The organism is Cupriavidus sp. 2SB (genome assembly GCF_005503625.1).
Lineage (GTDB): Bacteria > Pseudomonadota > Gammaproteobacteria > Burkholderiales > Burkholderiaceae > Cupriavidus.
Genome location: NZ_SCMX01000025.1, coordinates 34890 through 52375 on the forward strand (window position 1 = coordinate 34890; position 17486 = coordinate 52375).

At 63.8% G+C, this 17486-nt stretch carries 15 protein-coding genes; 10 read left to right on the plus strand and 5 right to left on the minus strand.

Annotation, left to right across the window (positions count from 1 at the left end; all coding sequences use genetic code 11):
* Nucleotides 1–67: 67 nt before the first annotated feature.
* Complete coding sequence (locus FFS21_RS14080; protein WP_249359375.1) at nt 68–988, plus strand: EamA family transporter; 921 nt, start codon at nt 68–70, stop codon at nt 986–988.
* Here the strand turns inward: FFS21_RS14080 and FFS21_RS14085 are convergent.
* Complete coding sequence (locus FFS21_RS14085; protein ID WP_137925402.1) at nt 952–1572, minus strand: GNAT family N-acetyltransferase; 621 nt, start codon at nt 1570–1572, stop codon at nt 952–954. The two genes, FFS21_RS14080 and FFS21_RS14085, sit on opposite strands and share 37 nt — an antisense overlap.
* A gap of 88 nt (nt 1573–1660) precedes the next feature.
* Here FFS21_RS14085 and FFS21_RS14090 point away from each other — a divergent pair, with 88 nt between their 5' ends.
* The 9 genes from FFS21_RS14090 to FFS21_RS14130 all read left to right on the plus strand — a co-directional run bounded on the left by FFS21_RS14090 (nt 1661) and on the right by FFS21_RS14130 (nt 13837).
* Nucleotides 1661–2161 (plus strand): winged helix-turn-helix transcriptional regulator, encoded by a 501-nt coding sequence (locus FFS21_RS14090; RefSeq protein ID WP_137925403.1) that lies wholly within the window; start codon nt 1661–1663, stop codon nt 2159–2161.
* A 204-nt stretch (nt 2162–2365) separates the two neighbouring features.
* Nucleotides 2366–2707 carry a helix-turn-helix domain-containing protein gene (locus tag FFS21_RS14095; RefSeq protein ID WP_255459601.1) on the plus strand — a complete coding sequence of 114 codons (342 nt, stop codon included), beginning with the start codon at nt 2366–2368 and terminating at the stop codon, nt 2705–2707.
* A gap of 3 nt (nt 2708–2710) precedes the next feature.
* Nucleotides 2711–4012, plus strand: coding sequence for a type II toxin-antitoxin system HipA family toxin (locus FFS21_RS14100; protein WP_137925405.1), 1302 nt, complete (start codon nt 2711–2713; stop codon nt 4010–4012).
* Between the two features lie 315 nt (nt 4013–4327).
* Entirely contained in the window at nt 4328–5641 is a 1314-nt protein-coding gene (locus tag FFS21_RS14105) for an MFS transporter (RefSeq protein WP_137925406.1), read from the plus strand.
* Between the two features lie 37 nt (nt 5642–5678).
* A complete protein-coding gene (nirB, locus tag FFS21_RS14110; protein WP_137925407.1) occupies nt 5679–8240 on the plus strand; it encodes a nitrite reductase large subunit NirB in 2562 nt (853 codons plus the stop codon).
* Between the two features lie 25 nt (nt 8241–8265).
* Nucleotides 8266–8661 carry a nitrite reductase small subunit NirD gene (gene nirD, locus FFS21_RS14115; RefSeq protein ID WP_137925408.1) on the plus strand — a complete coding sequence of 132 codons (396 nt, stop codon included), beginning with the start codon at nt 8266–8268 and terminating at the stop codon, nt 8659–8661.
* Nucleotides 8662–8710: 49 nt separating this feature from the next.
* A complete protein-coding gene (locus FFS21_RS14120; RefSeq protein ID WP_137925444.1) occupies nt 8711–9967 on the plus strand; it encodes an NAD(P)/FAD-dependent oxidoreductase in 1257 nt (418 codons plus the stop codon).
* Nucleotides 9968–9999: 32 nt separating this feature from the next.
* Nucleotides 10000–12738: a nitrate reductase gene (locus tag FFS21_RS14125; RefSeq protein WP_137925409.1), complete on the plus strand. Its 2739-nt coding sequence runs from the start codon at nt 10000–10002 to the stop codon at nt 12736–12738.
* A gap of 133 nt (nt 12739–12871) precedes the next feature.
* On the plus strand, nt 12872–13837 hold the full coding sequence (locus FFS21_RS14130; protein ID WP_137925410.1) for a threo-3-hydroxy-L-aspartate ammonia-lyase: 966 nt from the start codon (nt 12872–12874) through the stop codon (nt 13835–13837).
* A gap of 175 nt (nt 13838–14012) precedes the next feature.
* Here FFS21_RS14130 and alaC read toward each other — a convergent pair whose 3' ends face one another.
* From alaC to FFS21_RS14150, 4 genes are all read right to left on the minus strand, one after another.
* Entirely contained in the window at nt 14013–15227 is a 1215-nt protein-coding gene (alaC, locus tag FFS21_RS14135; protein ID WP_137925411.1) for an alanine transaminase, read from the minus strand.
* A 117-nt stretch (nt 15228–15344) separates the two neighbouring features.
* The gene (locus tag FFS21_RS14140) at nt 15345–15731 is read right to left on the minus strand and encodes a hypothetical protein (protein ID WP_137925412.1); all 387 of its coding nucleotides are present in this window, start codon (nt 15729–15731) and stop codon (nt 15345–15347) included.
* 80 nt (nt 15732–15811) lie between these two features.
* Nucleotides 15812–16633: a siderophore-interacting protein gene (locus tag FFS21_RS14145; protein ID WP_137925413.1), complete on the minus strand. Its 822-nt coding sequence runs from the start codon at nt 16631–16633 to the stop codon at nt 15812–15814.
* A gap of 2 nt (nt 16634–16635) precedes the next feature.
* Nucleotides 16636–17358 carry a PadR family transcriptional regulator gene (locus FFS21_RS14150; RefSeq protein ID WP_137925414.1) on the minus strand — a complete coding sequence of 241 codons (723 nt, stop codon included), beginning with the start codon at nt 17356–17358 and terminating at the stop codon, nt 16636–16638.
* Nucleotides 17359–17486: the final 128 nt, after the last annotated feature.

Genomic DNA, 17486 nt, shown 5'->3' on the forward strand with positions numbered 1-17486 from the left:
GGCCGCGCAATGTTGGAGCATGATGCCGCACCACCCCGCCACGGGGCCATCGCACCCAGGATCACAATTGCCGCTTTCCCGCCTCAAACAGAGCGATACGCTGCTTGCCGTGCTGGCGCTCATTGCGTCGATGGCGTCGCTATGCATCGGCACGTCGTTCGCCAAAAGTCTGTTCGGCGCCGTTGGCGCGCAAGGCACGGTTGCCATGCGCGTGTCTTTCGCCGCGCTGATCCTGATTGCCGTCTGGCGGCCCTGGCGCTTTCCGCTGTCGGGCGCCCATGCCCGGGCCATCGCGCTGTACGGTGCCGCGCTCGGCGCCACGAACCTGCTGTTCTATATGTCGCTGCGCACGATCCCCCTGGGTCTTGCCATTGCGATCGAGTTCACCGGGCCACTGGCGGTGGCGGTGCTGTCATCACGCCGCGCCATCGACTTCGTGTGGATCGCATGTGCCGTACTGGGTCTGATCCTGCTGCTACCGCTCGGAGAAGCCTCGACGCATCTGGACCCGGTCGGCATCGGCTACGCGCTGGCTGCCGGCGTGGGTTGGGCACTCTATATCGTGTTCGGCCAGATGGCGGGAAACGCCCATGGTGGGCAGGCGACCTCGCTGGGCATGACCATGGCAGCCATCGTGGCGGTGCCGTTTGGCGTGGCGCATGCAGGAACCGACCTGTTCAGCCCGGCGCTGCTGCTATCCGGGCTGGCCGTCGGCCTGATGTCGAGCGCGATTCCCTATTCGCTGGAAATGGTGGCGTTGAAGCGGCTGCCGCGCCGCACATTCGGCATTCTGCTGAGCCTGGAGCCGGCCATGGGCGCACTGGCTGGACTGGCTTTCCTGCACGAACAGCTGACGCCCATCCAGTGGGTGGCCATCGGGGCCATCATCACGGCGTCCATCGGCTGCACAGTGACGGCGCGCGGAAAGCGACCGCCGCCGCAGGACGAAGCTCAGTTGGCGGCGAACCAGTCGGCTGGCAGCCACTGAGGCGTCAGCCGGCCGGGATGTGCCGGGGCAGGCGCGCCCAGCGTCAGGCTGACTTCATGCAGGAAGCTGTCCTCCGGATTGCGTCGTGCGGAGAAGCCGCACTCGCGCATGATCGCCAGCATGCGGCGGTTCTCGCTGAGGACGTCGCCACGCATCCCCCGCAGCTTGCGGGTCCGCGCAATGTTCTGGAGCCGCTGGATCAGGCGCCGCCCCAGCCCCTTGCCCTGCCAGCCATCGGCCACCACGACGGCGAGGTCGGCCACGCCTTCGGCATTCACCACGTATTCGGCCTTGCCAATGATCGTCTCCTCACCATCCGGCGACGGCGAAGTCAGCACCACGGCCACATCGCGATCCGGCCGATAGCCAATGAAACTCTCGATGATCGTGTCGGCAACCCGTCCGCCGGTCAGATAGCGGTAGTAGCGGCTCTCCAGCGACAAGCCATCAATGAAGGCGCGCAGCCCGGCGCGGTCCGTGTGCCGTACCGCGCGCAGCGTCACGCGCGCACCGCCCGATACCTGCCACGATTCTTCCGCGTTCGGCATCCCCGTATAAGCAGCAGCACCCTGTGTTTGGCTCATGACAACCCCTGACTACGTTTTACATAGCCAGAAGCATAGTCGAAACCCTAGCTTTTGCAAATGAAGTTAGGGCTGCTATGCTGAAGTCATGGACAAGACACCTATCGCGTCACCCGAAACCCCGCCGATCAGCCCCGCTGACTTTGCTCAGTGCTCGATTGCCGGCACCTTGTCGCTCATCGGCGAGAAGTGGACCATTCTTATCTTGCGGGATGTGTTCTCGGGTGTGCGACGATTCGACGATTTCCTGGAGCGGCTCCAGTGCTCGCCCGCCGTCCTGTCTGCCCGGCTGAAAACGCTGACCGAGGCCGGCCTGCTCCGCAAGATTGGCTACAAGGAGCCGGGCGAGCGCGAGCGCTTTGCCTATCACCCCACCCGCGCCGCGGTCGAGCTGCTGCCCGTGATCGTGGGCTTGATGCAATGGGGCGACGACCACCTGACAACCTGCGGACAAGGCCCGGCCGAAATCCGCTCGAAGGTCAACGGCCTCAAGGTCCGCGCAGCGCTTGTCGACGAAAACAACGATCCTGTGGCACCGAATGAAATGGCGTTGATTTCGTTGTTGGTGCCAGTCAGAGCAGACGACTAGCCATCGCCGCCGAAGCAGACATGATGAGCGCCTCAACGAGCTTTAGCGCTCACTCATGAGTACTAAACACAAATAAGCGCTCATATGCGAGCGATTAAATCGATGCTGCTTGACGGCTGGATGATGCTTGCCCAATAATGCAGCAACCTCCGAAAGAATATAAGCGCTCACATGGGATCGATTAAACCGCCTAAAAGATCGTACATGAGCGATAGGGACACCGCCGTCGTCCCTACTCCGGTTTCGCGCGCTCTGATAAAGCTCGGTCGCGATTTATCGATGGCTCGAAGGAGGCGGATGCTGACTCAGCAGTCGATGGCCGAACGCATCCAGACATCTGTGTCCACGCTGCGACGCCTGGAGAAAGGCGACCCACGCATTCCGATCGGCACCATCGCGCAGGCAATGTTCGTATTGGGCGAACTGGAAAAGATCAGCGGCTTGCTGGAGACTGCCGACGACGACATCGGGCTGACCCTGATGAATGAACAACTTCCTCAGCGGGTTCGAGGCAAGAAGCAAAAGCCTGATTCGGGAGCACTCTGATCCATGGCCCCGACGCGGAAGAAGGTTGGCGTCGCCTTGGGTCAGCGGGCCATACCGCTTGGCGAACTCGCCTATGCCCGTGACGGACGACGGGAGCATTCGACATTCGCCTACGACGCCGCGTGGCTATCCGACTCGGCGAAGTTCTCGGTCTCCCCTGACCTTCCTCTCGTCCCAGGCAACCAGTTTCGGAAGGCACCGAGCAAAGACGACTCCATCTTCCATTTCGCGTTTGCGGACACCGAACCCGATGGCTGGGGCTGCCGCGTGATCGCGCGCGACCATGCCAAGCGCCGTAAAGCTGCGCAGCGAAACGACCTTCCTGTGCCATCGGCAGAACTGACCGAAATGGACTACCTGCTCGGGGTCGACGACACAAGCCGGATCGGCGCCATCAGACTCTTCGATCCAGAAACTAGGCGTTTCCTGCGCGTCATTGAAGACGGTGAGCGCGGAACACCACCGCTTCTGGAGCTTTCGCAACTCATGGCGGCATCGCGCGCCGTGGAGTTGAACAAGGAAACCGAAGCGGACCTGCGATATCTGCGCGGCCGGGGAACGTCGATAGGCGGCATGCGCCCGAAATGCACGATCGTCGACGACGACGGGCATCTGGCGATCGGAAAGTTTCCCAGCGTGAAGGACGATCGCAGCGTCACCCGAGGCGAAGTCCTTGCCCTGCAACTGGCTGCTGCAGCCGGAATCAACGTCTCCGACTCGCGCGTCGTCATGTCCGACGACATCCCCGTGGCACTGATTCGCCGGTTCGATCGCGTTGAAGGCGGAGGCCGGATTCCCTATCTTTCCGCCGGTTCAATGATGCGGGCATCCCGGCAAGACGACCACGCCTACACGCAGATCGCGGAAACCATCATTGCAAACAGTGCGCGTCCCGCCGAGGACCTTGAAGAGCTATGGCGTCGCCTCGTCTTCAATCTGCTGATTACGAATGTCGACGACCACGTGCAAAACCACGGTTTTCTCCACGTCGCTCACGGACAATGGCGCCTGGCGCCCGCGTTCGACATCAATCCCTTCCCCGACAAGGACCAGGAACTCAAGCTTTGGCTCGATGAAGCCTATGGCCCGGTGGATTCCATCAAAGCCGTCATCGGCGTGGCAAGCTACTTCAGGCTGGATTCGTCCGCAGTCCAGCGCGTGCTGGGTCAGGTCTGCCGCGCCATCGACACATGGGCGAACGTTGGCAAGTCGGCCGCAGTGGGCATGTCGAACCGTGACTTGGATGATTTCGCTCCGGCATTCGAAAACGCACAGATGCGGATTGCAAGGTCATTGCTGAAGTAGTCCCACGCACCGCCCCCGCACATTGCACTGCACCATAGCCGTGCGAACGCCCTAGTCTGGCGCTGCACCATAACGTGCAAATGGGTATAAAGACGCACTTTTTAAGCGTTTCTCTGCCCCACAAGCTACCTCCAAGACACTTCAAACGCCTGGCACACCGCTTGCGATATAGAGCGTGGGCCGGTCAACGGCGACTGTCCCACCCCACATAAAACGACGGCTATGCCATGTAGCCGTCTGTCAGGACAACGGCGTCCCCTGAACTGGTCACTCTTGCCAGATTCTCGGGACGCCTTTTGTTTTTGGAGCACGAGAATGAACGGCAAAGCCACCCGGATCGAACTGCTGAATTTCAGCACGCCGCAGATGCGCGCTTTCCACCTGACCTGGATGGCGTTTTTCGTCTGCTTCTTCGCTTGGTTCGCTTGTGCGCCGCTGATGCCCGTGCTCAAGGGTGAATTCGGTCTGACGCCTGGTCAGATCGCCAATATCAATATCGCCGCCGTGGCCGTCACCATCATCGTGCGCCTGATCATCGGGCCGATGTGTGATCGCTTTGGCCCGCGCAAGACCTACACCGGCCTGCTCGCCATCGGCGCCATCCCCGTGATCGGCGTGGCGTTCGCGCAGAGCTACGAGACCTTCCTGTTCTTCCGCCTGCTGATTGGTGCGGTGGGTGCCAGCTTCGTGATCACGCAGTACCACACGTCGGTGATGTTCGCGCCAAACGTGGTGGGTACGGCCAATGCCGCGTCGGCGGGCTGGGGCAATGCCGGCGGCGGGGCCGCGCAGGGCGTGATGCCGCTGCTGCTGGCCGCCGTGCTGTTCCTCGGTGTGGATCACGCCATGGGCTGGCGCGTGGCGCTGATCGTGCCGGGCGTGCTGATGCTGGTGATGGCGTTCATTTACTGGCGCTTCACGCAGGACTGCCCCGAAGGCAACTTTGCCGATCTGCGCGCACGTGGCATTGCAGTGAGCGGTGGCAAAGGCGGTGGCGGCTGGGCTAGCTTCCGCGCGGCCAGCACCAACTATCGCGTCTGGCTGCTGTTCATCACGTACGGCGCATGTTTCGGCGTGGAGATCTTCATCCATAACGTGGCCGCCACGTTCTATGTGGATCGCTTCGGCCTGTCGCTGTCGGCAGCCGGCATGGCAGCGGCGAGCTTCGGCCTGCTGGCGCTGTTTGCCCGTGCGTTGGGCGGCTATGTGTCGGATCGCTTTGCGCGCCGTCGCGGCCTCGATGCCCGCTCCATCGTGCTGTTCGTCTTCATTCTTGGCGAAGGCCTGGGCCTGCTGGCCTTTGCCCACGCCTCGGGCGTGGCCATGGCGATCGTCGCAATGCTCGTCTTCGGCCTGTTCACCCACATGGCCTGCGGCGCCACGTATGCGCTGGTGCCGTTTATCGATCGCAAGGCGCTGGGCGGTGTGGCCGGGATCATCGGCGCAGGCGGCAACGTGGGCGCAGTGGCCGCGGGCTTTCTGATGAAGGGTCTGGGCGATCTGCAACAGACGCTGACGTATCTCGGCGTGGCCGCCACGCTGGCCGCGCTGTGCGCCATCGCCGTGCGCTTCAGCGCCGAGCACAAGGCACAGGAGCAGGCGCTCTACGACAACGCCCTCGCGAACTAATCGACAAAGCACAACATCCCCGCACAAGGAAAGCATCATGAAGATCATCATCGTCGGGCACGGCATGGTCGGCCACAAGTTCCTGGAATGCCTGGCTGAAGCCGGCGCGCAGGATCTCGAAGTGACGGTGCTCTGCGAGGAGCCTCGTCCTGCCTACGATCGCGTTCACCTGTCCGAGTTCTTCGCGGGCAAGTCCGCCGATGACCTGTCGCTGGTGCCGGAAGGCTTCTTCGCGCAGCACAACAACATGCTGCTGCGCCTGAACGCGAAGGCCACGGCCATCGACACCGCCACGCGTACGGTCACGACTTCTACCGGCGAGACGCTCTCCTACGACAAACTCGTGCTGGCCACCGGCTCGTATCCGTTCGTGCCGCCACTGCCGGGCAAGGATCGCAAGGACACGTTCGTCTATCGCACCATCGAAGACCTCGAAGCGATGCTGGAATGCGGCAAGCGCGCGAAGTCCGGTGTGGTGATCGGCGGCGGCCTGCTGGGTCTGGAATGCGCCAAGGCCCTGCGCGACATGGATCTGGAAACGCATGTCGTCGAATTCGCGCCGCGCCTGATGGCTGTGCAGGTGGACGATGGTGGCGGCCGCATGCTGCGCCAGAAGATCGAAGACCTCGGCGTCAAGGCGCACACGGGCAAGAACACCGTGGAGATCGTCGATGGCGTGGACGGTACGCATCGCATGAACTTCACCGATGGCACGCATCTCGACACCGACATGATCGTGTTCTCGGCGGGCATCCGTCCGCGTGACGAGCTGGCGCGCGACAGTGGCCTGAATATCGGCCCGCGCGGCGGCATCGTGATCGACAACAATTGCCTGACCTCGGACCCGCACGTCTACGCTATCGGCGAATGCGCGCTGTGGGACGGCAAGATCTACGGTCTGGTCGCGCCCGGCTACGACATGGCGCGTGTGGCCGCGCGCCACCTGCGCGGCGAAGCTGCCGAGTTCGGCGGCGCCGACATGAGCACCAAGCTCAAGCTGATGGGTGTGGACGTGGCCAGCATCGGCGATCCGCACGGCAATGTGCCGGGCAGCCGTTCGTACCAGTTCACCGACGAGCGCAAGCAGGTCTACAAGAAGCTCGTGGTGTCCGATTGCGGCAAGTTCCTGCTCGGCGGTGTGCTCGTTGGCGACGCCGAGGAATACGGCACACTGCTGCAGATGATGCTGAACCGCATCGAGTTGCCCGAGTCGCCCGAATTCCTGATCCTGCCCTCCTCCGATGGCCAGGCCAAGCCCGCGCTGGGCGCCGACGCATTGCCTGACACCGCACAGATCTGCTCGTGCAACAACGTCAGCAAGGGCCAGATCTGCGCCGCCGTAACCGATGGCGCCACCAGCATCGGCGCGCTGAAGACCTGCACCAAGGCCGGCACGGCGTGCGGCGGCTGCGTGCCGCTGGTCACGCAGATCATGAAGGCCGAGATGAAGAAGCAGGGCATGGCGGTGAACAACCATCTCTGCGAACACTTCCCGTATTCGCGCCAGGAGATGTATCACCTGGTGCGCGTGGGCAAGTTCAAGTCGTTCGACGATCTGCTGGCCGCGCACGGCAAGGGCCTGGGCTGCGATATCTGCAAGCCCACGGTCGGCAACATCCTGGCTTCGTGCTGGAACGATTTCGTGCTCAAGGAAGAGCACGCCAGCCTGCAGGATTCCAACGACTACTTCCTCGCCAACATCCAGAAGGACGGCACGTACTCGGTGGTGCCGCGCATGCCGGGTGGCGAAGTCACGCCCGATGGACTGATCGCCGTGGGTCAGGTGGCCAAGAAGTACGGCCTCTACACCAAGATCACGGGCGGTGCGCGCGTGGACATGTTTGGCGCTCGCCTCGAAGAACTGCCGCTGATCTGGGAGGAACTGGTTGCCGCCGGCTTCGAGTCGGGCCATGCGTACGGCAAATCTCTGCGCACCGTGAAATCTTGCGTCGGCTCCACATGGTGCCGCTATGGCGTGGACGATTCGGTCGGCCTCGCCATCGACATCGAGAACCGCTACAAGGGCCTGCGCGCGCCGCACAAGATCAAGTTCGGCGTCTCCGGCTGCACCCGGGAATGCGCCGAAGCACAGGGCAAGGACGTGGGCATCATCGCCACGGAAAAGGGCTGGAACCTCTACGTGTGCGGCAACGGCGGCATGAAGCCGCGCCACGCCGAACTGCTGGCGGGCGATCTGGATCGCGAAACGCTGATCCGCTACGTAGACCGCTTCCTGATGTTCTACGTGCGCACCGCCGACCGTCTGCAACGCACCAGCACCTGGCGCGACAACCTCGAAGGCGGCCTGGACTACCTGAAGTCCGTGATCATCGACGACAAGCTTGGTATCGGTGCCGAACTCGAAAGCGAGATGCAGCATGTGGTGAACACCTACGAGGACGAGTGGAAGAAGGCCATCACCGACCCCGAGACCCGCAAGCGTTTCCGCCACTTCGTGAACAGCGACATGCGCGACGACAACCTCGTCTTCCTCGAAGAACGCGGCCAGATCCGCCCGGCTACGCCTGAGGAACGGAACTTGCAGCGTTCCCGCCTGAACCACATTCCCGTGGTTGCCGTGCCCGCCAATGCAGCCTGATACGCGTCAAATTGAGGAGAACGTGATGAATCAAGCCCACCATCCCGAAACCTGGACGGCCATCTGCACCTTGCGCGACATCGTGCCCAATACTGGTGTGTGCGCGCTGATCGGCAAGCAGCAGGTTGCAGTGTTCCGCATCGGCCGTGGCGAAGACGTCTACGCGATTGCCAATTTCGATCCGAACTCGCAGGCCAATGTGCTCTCGCGCGGGCTGGTCGGTAGCCTGGGCGATCGCGTCGTGGTGGCGTCACCGATCTACAAGCACCACTTCGACCTGCGCACGGGCGAGTGCCTGGAAGCACCGGAGCACTCCATCGACGCCTTCTCCGCACGGGTCTACGACGGCAAGGTGTGGGTCGCCACCGAAGCGGTGACGCGCGAGACCGAGGAAGCATCCGAGGAAGAATTGGCTGCCTGAATTACGGGCCGCCTGAAAGCGGGCGGCCCTCTACCGGATGACGCTCATGATGTCCCCCTCCCCGACCGCCGTCGCTCAAACCGCTCCCGCACGCCCCCGGCTGGTCGTCGTCGGCAACGGCATGGCCGGTATGCGCACCGTCGAGGAACTGCTGAAGCTGGCACCGGACCTTTACGACATCACCGTCTTCGGCGCCGAGCCGCACGGCAACTACAACCGCGTCCTGTTGTCACCGGTGCTCGCTGGCGAGAAGACCGTCGACGACATCATGCTCAACACGCGCGACTGGTACACGCAGCACGGGATCGAGCTGCTGGCCGGCGACCCCGTGGTGGCCATCGATCGTCCGCGCCGCGTCGTGCGCTCGGCATCGGGCCGCGAAGTCCGCTACGACCGCCTGCTGCTGGCTACCGGCTCCAAGCCGTTCATCATCCCCGTGCCGGGCCACACGCTCGATGGCGTGATCGCGTTCCGCGACATCCAGGACGTGGAGACCATGTTGCACGCCGCGCGCAATCATCGCCACGCGGTGGTCATCGGCGGCGGACTGCTGGGGCTCGAAGCGGCCAACGGCCTGATGCGTCAGGGCATGGACGTGACCGTGGTCCATCTGGCCGATACGCTGATGGAGCGCCAGCTCGACAAGCCCGCCGCCGAACTGCTCAAGGGCGCGCTCGAACGCAAAGGGCTGCGCTTCCTGCTTAACGCGCAGACCGCCGGCATCCTTGGCGATGAGCGCGTGACCGGCGTACTGTTCAAGGACGGCACGCGGATTCCCGCCGATCTCGTTGTGATGACCGCGGGCGTGCGTCCCAATATCGAACTGGCGGCCGGCGCCGGGCTGCGCTGCGAGCGCGCCATCGTCGTGGATGACACACTGCAGACCTTCGACCCCCGCATCTACGCCGTGGGCGAATGCGTGCAGCATCGGCAAGCCACGTTCGGCCTGGTGGCACCGATCTGGGATCAGGCGCGTGTGTGCGCGGCGCATCTGGCCGGCGCAGGCCATCGCCGTTACGTGCAGCAAGCCACGGCCACCAAACTCAAGGTGACGGGCGTGGATCTCTACTCGGCTGGCGATTTCATCGGCACCGAAGGCAGCGAAGACCTCGTGCTACGCGATCCGCGCCGGGGCGTCTACAAGCGGCTCGTGCTGCAGGATGGGCGCCTCGTTGGCGCCGTGCTCTATGGCGATGTGAAAGACGGCCCGTGGTACTTCGACCTGATCCAGAGTGGCAAGCCCGTGGCCGCGCTGCGCCAGCGCCTGCTGTTCGGCCAGGCGCAATGCGACGCGCTGGCTGCCTGATTGCCTGATCGCCACAAACCGGAAATCGATTCGTGAACCTGTCCGATATCGCGGTGGTTGCCACCACTGCCACCAAGACCGTCTCCACCACGTGCCCATACTGCGGCGTGGGGTGCGGCGTGCGCGCCACGGTGCGCGCCGATGGCCAGGTTGAAGTCCAGGGCGACGCCGACCATGCATCGAATTTCGGTCGCCTGTGCGTGAAAGGCTCCGCGCTTGGAGACACCGTCGACCTCGACGGCCGGCTGCTGCATCCACAGTTCCGCGATGCCGATGGCACGCTACGTCGCGTGAGCTGGAACGATGCGCTGGATCGCGTCGCGAATGGCTTTGCGGACGTGATTGCTCGCCATGGTCCCGACGCCGTGGCGCTCTACGTCTCCGGCCAGATCCTGACCGAGGACTACTACGTCGCCAACAAGCTCATGAAGGGCTTTATCGGCTCGGCCAATATCGATACCAACTCGCGGTTGTGCATGTCATCGGCCGTGGCCGGCCACAAGCGCGCGTTCGGTGAAGATCTGGTGCCGTGCAACTACGAAGACCTGGAATCCGCCGATCTCGTCGTGCTCGTTGGCTCAAATACCGCGTGGTGCCATCCGATCCTGTTCCAGCGCCTCACGCGCGCCAAGGAAGCGCGGCCCGAGATGAAGATCGTGGCTATCGATCCGCGCCGCACCGCCACGTGCGAACTGGCCGACCTGCATCTGCCGTTGCGCGCGGGCACCGACGTGCGGCTGTTCAACGGGCTGCTGTCGTACTTGTCGCGGCATGGCCATGTGGATCAGGCGTTTGTCGAGGCGCACACCAGCGGATTCGATGACGCTCTGGCCGCCGCCGACTTGGAAACCAACGAGATCGCCGCGCTCGCCCGCGCGTGCAAGCTCGATGCGCAAGACGTAGAGACCTTCTTCGCGCTATTCGCCGGCACCGAGAAGGTCGTCACGGCGTTCTCGATGGGTGTGAACCAGTCATCGTCGGGCACGGACAAGGTCAACGCGATCGTCAATTGCCATCTGCTGACGGGTCGCATCGGCCGCGCCGGCATGGGTCCGTTCTCGCTGACCGGGCAGCCCAATGCGATGGGTGGGCGCGAAGTGGGCGGTCTCGCCAACATGCTGGCGGCGCATATGGAGCTGGCGAATCCGCTGCATCGCGACATCGTGCAGGATTTCTGGCAGTCGCCGCAAATGGCCGATCGCCCCGGCCTCAAGGCCGTGGATCTGTTCCAGGCCATCGAGCAAGGCAAGGTGAAGGCCGTGTGGGTCATCGGCACCAACCCCGTGGTGAGTCTGCCCGATGCCGATCAGGCACGCCGCGCGCTGGCGCAGTGCGAACTCGTGGTGGCTTCCGACATCGTTACCCGCACCGATACCAACGACGCTGCGCACGTGTTGCTGCCTGCGCTGGGCTGGGGCGAGAAGGACGGCACGGTCACCAACTCCGAGCGCCGCATCTCGCGCCAGCGCGCGTTCCTCTCCGCACCGGGCGAGGCTCGCGCGGACTGGGACATCCTCTGCGATGTCGCGCGTCGCATGGGCTTTGCGGGCTTCGACTATGCGGGCCAGCATGAAATCTTTGACGAGCACGCGCGCCTGAGCGCGTTTCGCAATGGTGATGCCGATGATCGCCACGCCCCGCGCATGTTCGATATCGGCGGCCTCACCGGTCTTGGCGAGGAAGCCTACGACGAACTCGTACCCGTGCAATGGCCGCTGCGTACCGCCACCGCGCCCGGCACGCAACGTCTGTTCGAAGACGGACGCTTTGCATTCGGCGATGGCCGCGCGCGCTTTGTCGCTACGGCTGCCCGCGCACCTGCGAACAGCGCGGACGATGATTTCCCGCTGATCCTGAACACGGGCCGCGTGCGCGACCAGTGGCACACGATGACGCGCACCGGCCGCGCCGCGCGACTGGCCGATCACCTGCCCGAACCCTTCGTCGACATGCATCCGCAAGACGCGCTGCTGTGCGGCGTGGGCGAAGGCAAGCTCGCGCGCGTGACCAGCCGATGGGGCGCCATGGTGGCGCGCGTGCGCTTTGGCGGCGGCATCCCGCGCGGCAGCGTGTTCGTGCCGATCCACTGGAACAACCAGTTCAGCTCCGACGCGCGCGTGGGCGCCGTGGTCAATCCCGCCGTCGATCCGGTCTCGGGCGAGCCCGAGTTCAAGCACACGCCGGTACGCGTGGACGAGTTCCGTGTCTCGTGGCACGGCTTTGCACTGAGCCGCAACGCGCTGCCTGCCGACGCACTGACGTACTGGACGCGCATCCAGGGCAAGCAATTCCACCGCTACGAATTCGCGGGCCGCGATGTGGTAACCGACCGCACAGCCTGGGCGCGCGCACTGCTCGGCGTGCAGGACCCGGATGCCGACTGGCTCGAATACGAGGATCGCACGGCAGGCGTGTACCACGCGGGCTACGTCGTCAACGATCGCATCGAGGCCTGCGTCTATATCTCGACGCGCGCCGAACTGCCATCGCGCGCGTGGCTGTCGCAACTGTTCGGCCAGGAACGGCTGGAAGACGCGGACCGCATTGGCCTGCTGCTCGGCCAGCCCCTGGAAAAGACCGCCGATGCAGGACCCACGATCTGCTCCTGCTTCGGGGTGGGACGGAACACGATTTGCGATGCAGTGCGCAAACACGACCTCAAGACGCCCGCCGAGATCACGGCCTGCGTGAAGGCCGGCGGCAACTGCGGCTCTTGCGTGCCAGAGCTTCGCAAGCTGCTGGTGGAGATCCGCGTCACGGAAGTGGCGTAAGGACAGCGCAGGGGAAGCGTGAAGTCGGGTACAGGCGGCGCTGTTCCGGTGCCGTCTGTATCTTGACAATCGAGGAGCCAGCCTTAAAGCTATGGGGCTTCGCGTGCCCACGCGCCCTCCTCGCGGAACCATCATGACCACCCTGACCCTGCCCACTTACGCCGACGTCGAAGCTGCCGCCGGCCGCATCGCCGGTTACGCCAACCGCACGCCAGTCAACACTAGCCGCACGCTCAACGACCTGCTGGGCGCGGAAGTGTTCTTCAAGTGCGAAAACTTCCAGCGCATGGGCGCGTTCAAGTTCCGTGGCGCGTTCAACGCGCTGTCGCGCTTTTCCCTCGAGCAACGCAAGGGCGGCGTGGTGGCGTTTTCTTCGGGCAATCACGCACAAGGCATCGCGCTGTCCGCCAGGCTACTCGGCATGCCCGCCACGATCGTGATGCCGCATGACGCACCCGCTGCCAAGGTAGCGGCGACCAAGGGCTATGGCGCCACCGTGGTCAGCTACGACCGCTACACGGAAGACCGCGAAGCCATCGGCCGCAAGCTGGCCGAAGAACACGGCATGACACTGATTCCCCCGTTCGACCACCCCGACGTGCTGACGGGCCAGGGCACGGCGGCCAAGGAATTGTTCGAGGAAGTGGGCAAACTCGACGCATTGTTCGTGCCGCTGGGCGGCGGCGGCCTGCTCTCCGGCACTGCACTATCCACGCGGGCACTGGCGCCGGACTGCAAGCTCTACGGCGTGGAACCCGAAGCCGGCAACGACGGCCAGCAATCGTTCCGCAGCGGCTCCATCGTCCACATCGACACACCGAAGACCATCGCCGATGGCGCACAGACCGGCGCGCTGGGCAACTACACGTTCGGCATCATCAAGCGCGATGTGACCGATGTGCTGACTGCATCGGACGCCGAACTGGTGGAAGCCATGCGCTTCTTTGCCGAACGCATGAAGATGATCGTGGAGCCGACCGGCTGCCTGGGACTGGCCGCCGTCCTCCAGCAAAAGGAAGCCCTGCGCGGCAAGCGCGTGGGCGTGATCATCAGCGGCGGAAACGTGGATATTGCGCGGTTTTGCGAGTTGCTGGGTTAACTGCTGACCGCCTCCCTCGCTGGTTTGCTCCCCTCTCCCGCATAGCGGGAGAGGGGTTGGGGGTGAGGGCCGGAGGTTCTGCTTGCCGACCACGTCGCAATTTGATCCGCTTGCCCTCTCCCCCGCCCCTCTCCCAGAGGGAGAGGGGAGAAAACCGAGAGAGAGAAAAAAACGGCTACTCCCCCACCTTCACCAACCCATCCGCCCGGAACATCGCCTTGATCCCCCGCACCGCCTGCCGGATGCGGGATTCGTTTTCGATCAGGGCGAAGCGCACGTACTCGTCGCCGAAATCGCCAAACCCGATGCCGGGCGAGACCGACACCTTGGCCTTTGCCAGCAACTGCTTGGCAAACTCCAGCGAACCCAGCGCGCGGTACGGTTCCGGAATCCGCGCCCAGATGTACATCGACGCCTTCGGGATATCCACCTGCCAGCCCGCCTCGATCAGTCCGCGCGCCAGTACGTCGCGGCGTGACTGATATTGCGCGGCGATTTCCGTCACGCAGGTCTGATCGCCTTCGAGCGCGGCGATGGCGGCCACCTGCACCGGCGTGAACGTGCCGTAGTCGTGATACGCCTTGATGCGCGTCAGCGCGGCCACCAGGTCGGGGTTGCCCACCATGAAGCCGATGCGCCAGCCCGCCATGTTGTAGCTCTTGGACAGCGTGAAGAACTCAACGGCGATGTCCTTGGCGCCGGGCACCTGCATGATCGACGGCGCCTTCCAGCCATCGAACACGATATCGGCATAGGCCAGGTCATGCACGACGAAGATGTCGTGCTTGCGCGCCAGCGCGATCACGCGCTCGAAGAAATCCAGTTCCACGCACTGCGCCGTAGGGTTCGACGGAAATCCGAGCACGATCATCTTCGGCTTCGGATAGCTGCCACGGATGGCGCGCTCCAGTTCCGCAAAGAAGTCGATACCCGGCGCCAGCGGCACCGAACGGATATCGGCACCGGCAATCACGGCGCCGTAGATATGGATGGGATAGCTCGGGTCCGGCACCAGCACCGTATCGCCGCGATCCAGCGTCGCCAGCATCAGGTGGGCCAGACCTTCCTTCGAACCGATGGTGACAATGGCTTCCTTGTCCGGATCGATCTCCACGTCATAGCGCTCTCGATACCAGTGCGAGATGGCGCGACGCAGGCGCGGAATGCCTTTCGATGTCGAATAGCCGTGCGTATCGGGCCGCTGCGCGGCATCGACGAGCTTGGCGACGATATGCGGTGGCGTGGCCCCATCGGGGTTGCCCATGCTCATGTCGATGATGTCCTCGCCACGGCGGCGGGCGGCCATCTTCAACTCGGCGGTGATATTGAAAACGTACGGGGGAAGGCGATCGATGCGCGCAAAGCGGCGCTTGCCGGAATCGGCAGTCATGGAGAGATCCTTTACGTAAGCGCCCGGAACCGTCCGAGCGACGTCGTGACCGCTGTCTAGGTCACTGGGGATCGATCATAGCCAGCCGTGCGCATTTTCACAACTGGCCCGTGACACCTAGATGAGTCCGCCCGGCACGTTGACCGGCCGATCGGGCGGCAGGTTGCGCACGGTGCAGTCCAGCGCGTCGGCGTTCTCCTTGTTGCCGCCAAAGGTGGCGGCGATGGAGTCGCGATATTGCGGCACAGAGATGCGGTTGTAGTAGAGCCGCGACGTCTGATCCAGCCAGTAGACGTAGTTGCTGTCGCTGTCATCGGAGCCGCTGCGCAGCCACTCGCCCATGGGCTGGCCGCCCAGCCGCGTGTTGGCGCAGACGTCCTGGATCTTGTCGAGATACTTGTTGAGACCGTGCGCCTCGTAGTTGCGCACCGAATCCGGTGCGCATGCAGCAAGGGCAAAACAGGGGATGGCGGCGATGAGCGACAACCGGCGGAGACTGGGCATGTCAGGGTTCCATGTCGATGGGCATGCCAAACAGTGTAGTCGGGCACGCGCATCCGTGCTTCCGCATCCGCCCGCTTGCTTCAGTCGTCGATCGTTTCATGCACGGCAGCATTGCCATGCTTCCAGTAGGCCGAGGCGCGGATGCGCTTCTTGTCGATGCCACGCTCGCCCACCAGGTACTGCCGCACGTCGCGCATCGCGGCGGCCTCGCCGGCAGCCCATACGTAGCCCTCGCCTTGCGGCAGGGTCAGTGTGCGCAGCGCGGGTAGCAACTGGCTGCCTTCCGGCTCGCCCCCGCGATAGACCCAATGAACCTCGACATTGGCGCTTGATGCCAGCGCAATGCGCGCCGACTCGTCACCCACCTCGGCTACCACCACCACGCGCGCATCCGGATTCTGCTGCGTGATGTCTTCCACGCGGCGGCCAATGGCAGGCAGCGCGGTGTCATCGCCAATCAGCAGATGCCAATCGAATCCAGTGGGAATCACGAACGATCCGCGCGGGCCACCCACGCCGAGGTACTGCCCCGGCTGCGCCTGCGCGGCCCAGGTGGATGCGGGGCCATCGCCGTGCAGCACAAATTCGATATCGAGTTCCAGCGCAGCGGCATCGTAGCGGCGCGGCGTGTAGTCACGCGCCTGCGGGCGCGGCTGGCCTTCGGGGAACACGATGCCGTCGGGGCCCACCTGCGGCAGCACGGGCTTTTCATCGCCGGGCGCGGGGAAGAAAACCTTGATGTGGTCATCGAACGATGCGGATACGAACTCGGCCAGATCATTGCCGCCCAGCGTCACGCGCAGCAGTTGCGGCGACATCTGCTGCGTGCGCAGCACCTTGAGCAGACGCATCTTGAGCGGATGACGCACACGTTGCACGGTCAGGTCACGGGGTTCAGTCATATTCAAGCCTCCGGGTTGGCGTTCGGGTTGGCATTCGATTGAGCGGCTGCGCCTTCGATCTCGTCGGCGGCGCGTTCGAGGATGGCGGCGATGCGACGCTGCTCGTCGGCAGTGGCCCCGCTGCGCATCATCATTGCCTGCTTGAGACGGCCACGGGCACGCGTGAGTTCAGGCGCCCAGCCGCCCTCTTCAGGCTCGCGCTGCGGCTGGCCACTCATGGCGCGGCGCATGAAATCCATCTTGCGCGCCACGTGCTGCAGGCGGGCCACCATTTGCTCCAGACGCTCGCGGTTCTGGGCCAGGTATTCGCGGCCGGCATCCGACAGTTGATAGCGCTTCTTGTTGCCCTCGGTATCGACGGTGGCATAGCCCACGTCTTCGAGGTACGTCAGCGCGGGATACACCACGCCCGGACTCGGCTTGTAGAAGCCACCGGTGCGGGTTTCCAGCGCCTTGATCAGTTCGTAGCCGTGTGACGGCTTTTCATCGAGCAGGGACAGCAGCAGCAGTTGCAGGTCTTCCGCGCTGAACTTGCGGCCACGGCGCAGATTCTCGCCGTCGAAACCGCTTCCATCGCCCTCGCCACCGTCGAATCCGCCGCCTTGCGACCAGAACCCGCCGCCGCGCACCATGGCGAAAAGACCGTGCATATGACGATGCAGCTTGCCACCATGGCCATGATGATGACCGTGGTGAGCGCCGTGATGTCCAAAGTGATGTCGCATGGAATAGCTCCGTTATGTCGTAAGACGTATCGTAAGATATATATCGTACGATATAAAGTCAAGGGTTGATCTGCATACGCCGCCCGCGATTGACGCTGTCATAATGCAAGTCACTTCGACCGGAGGAG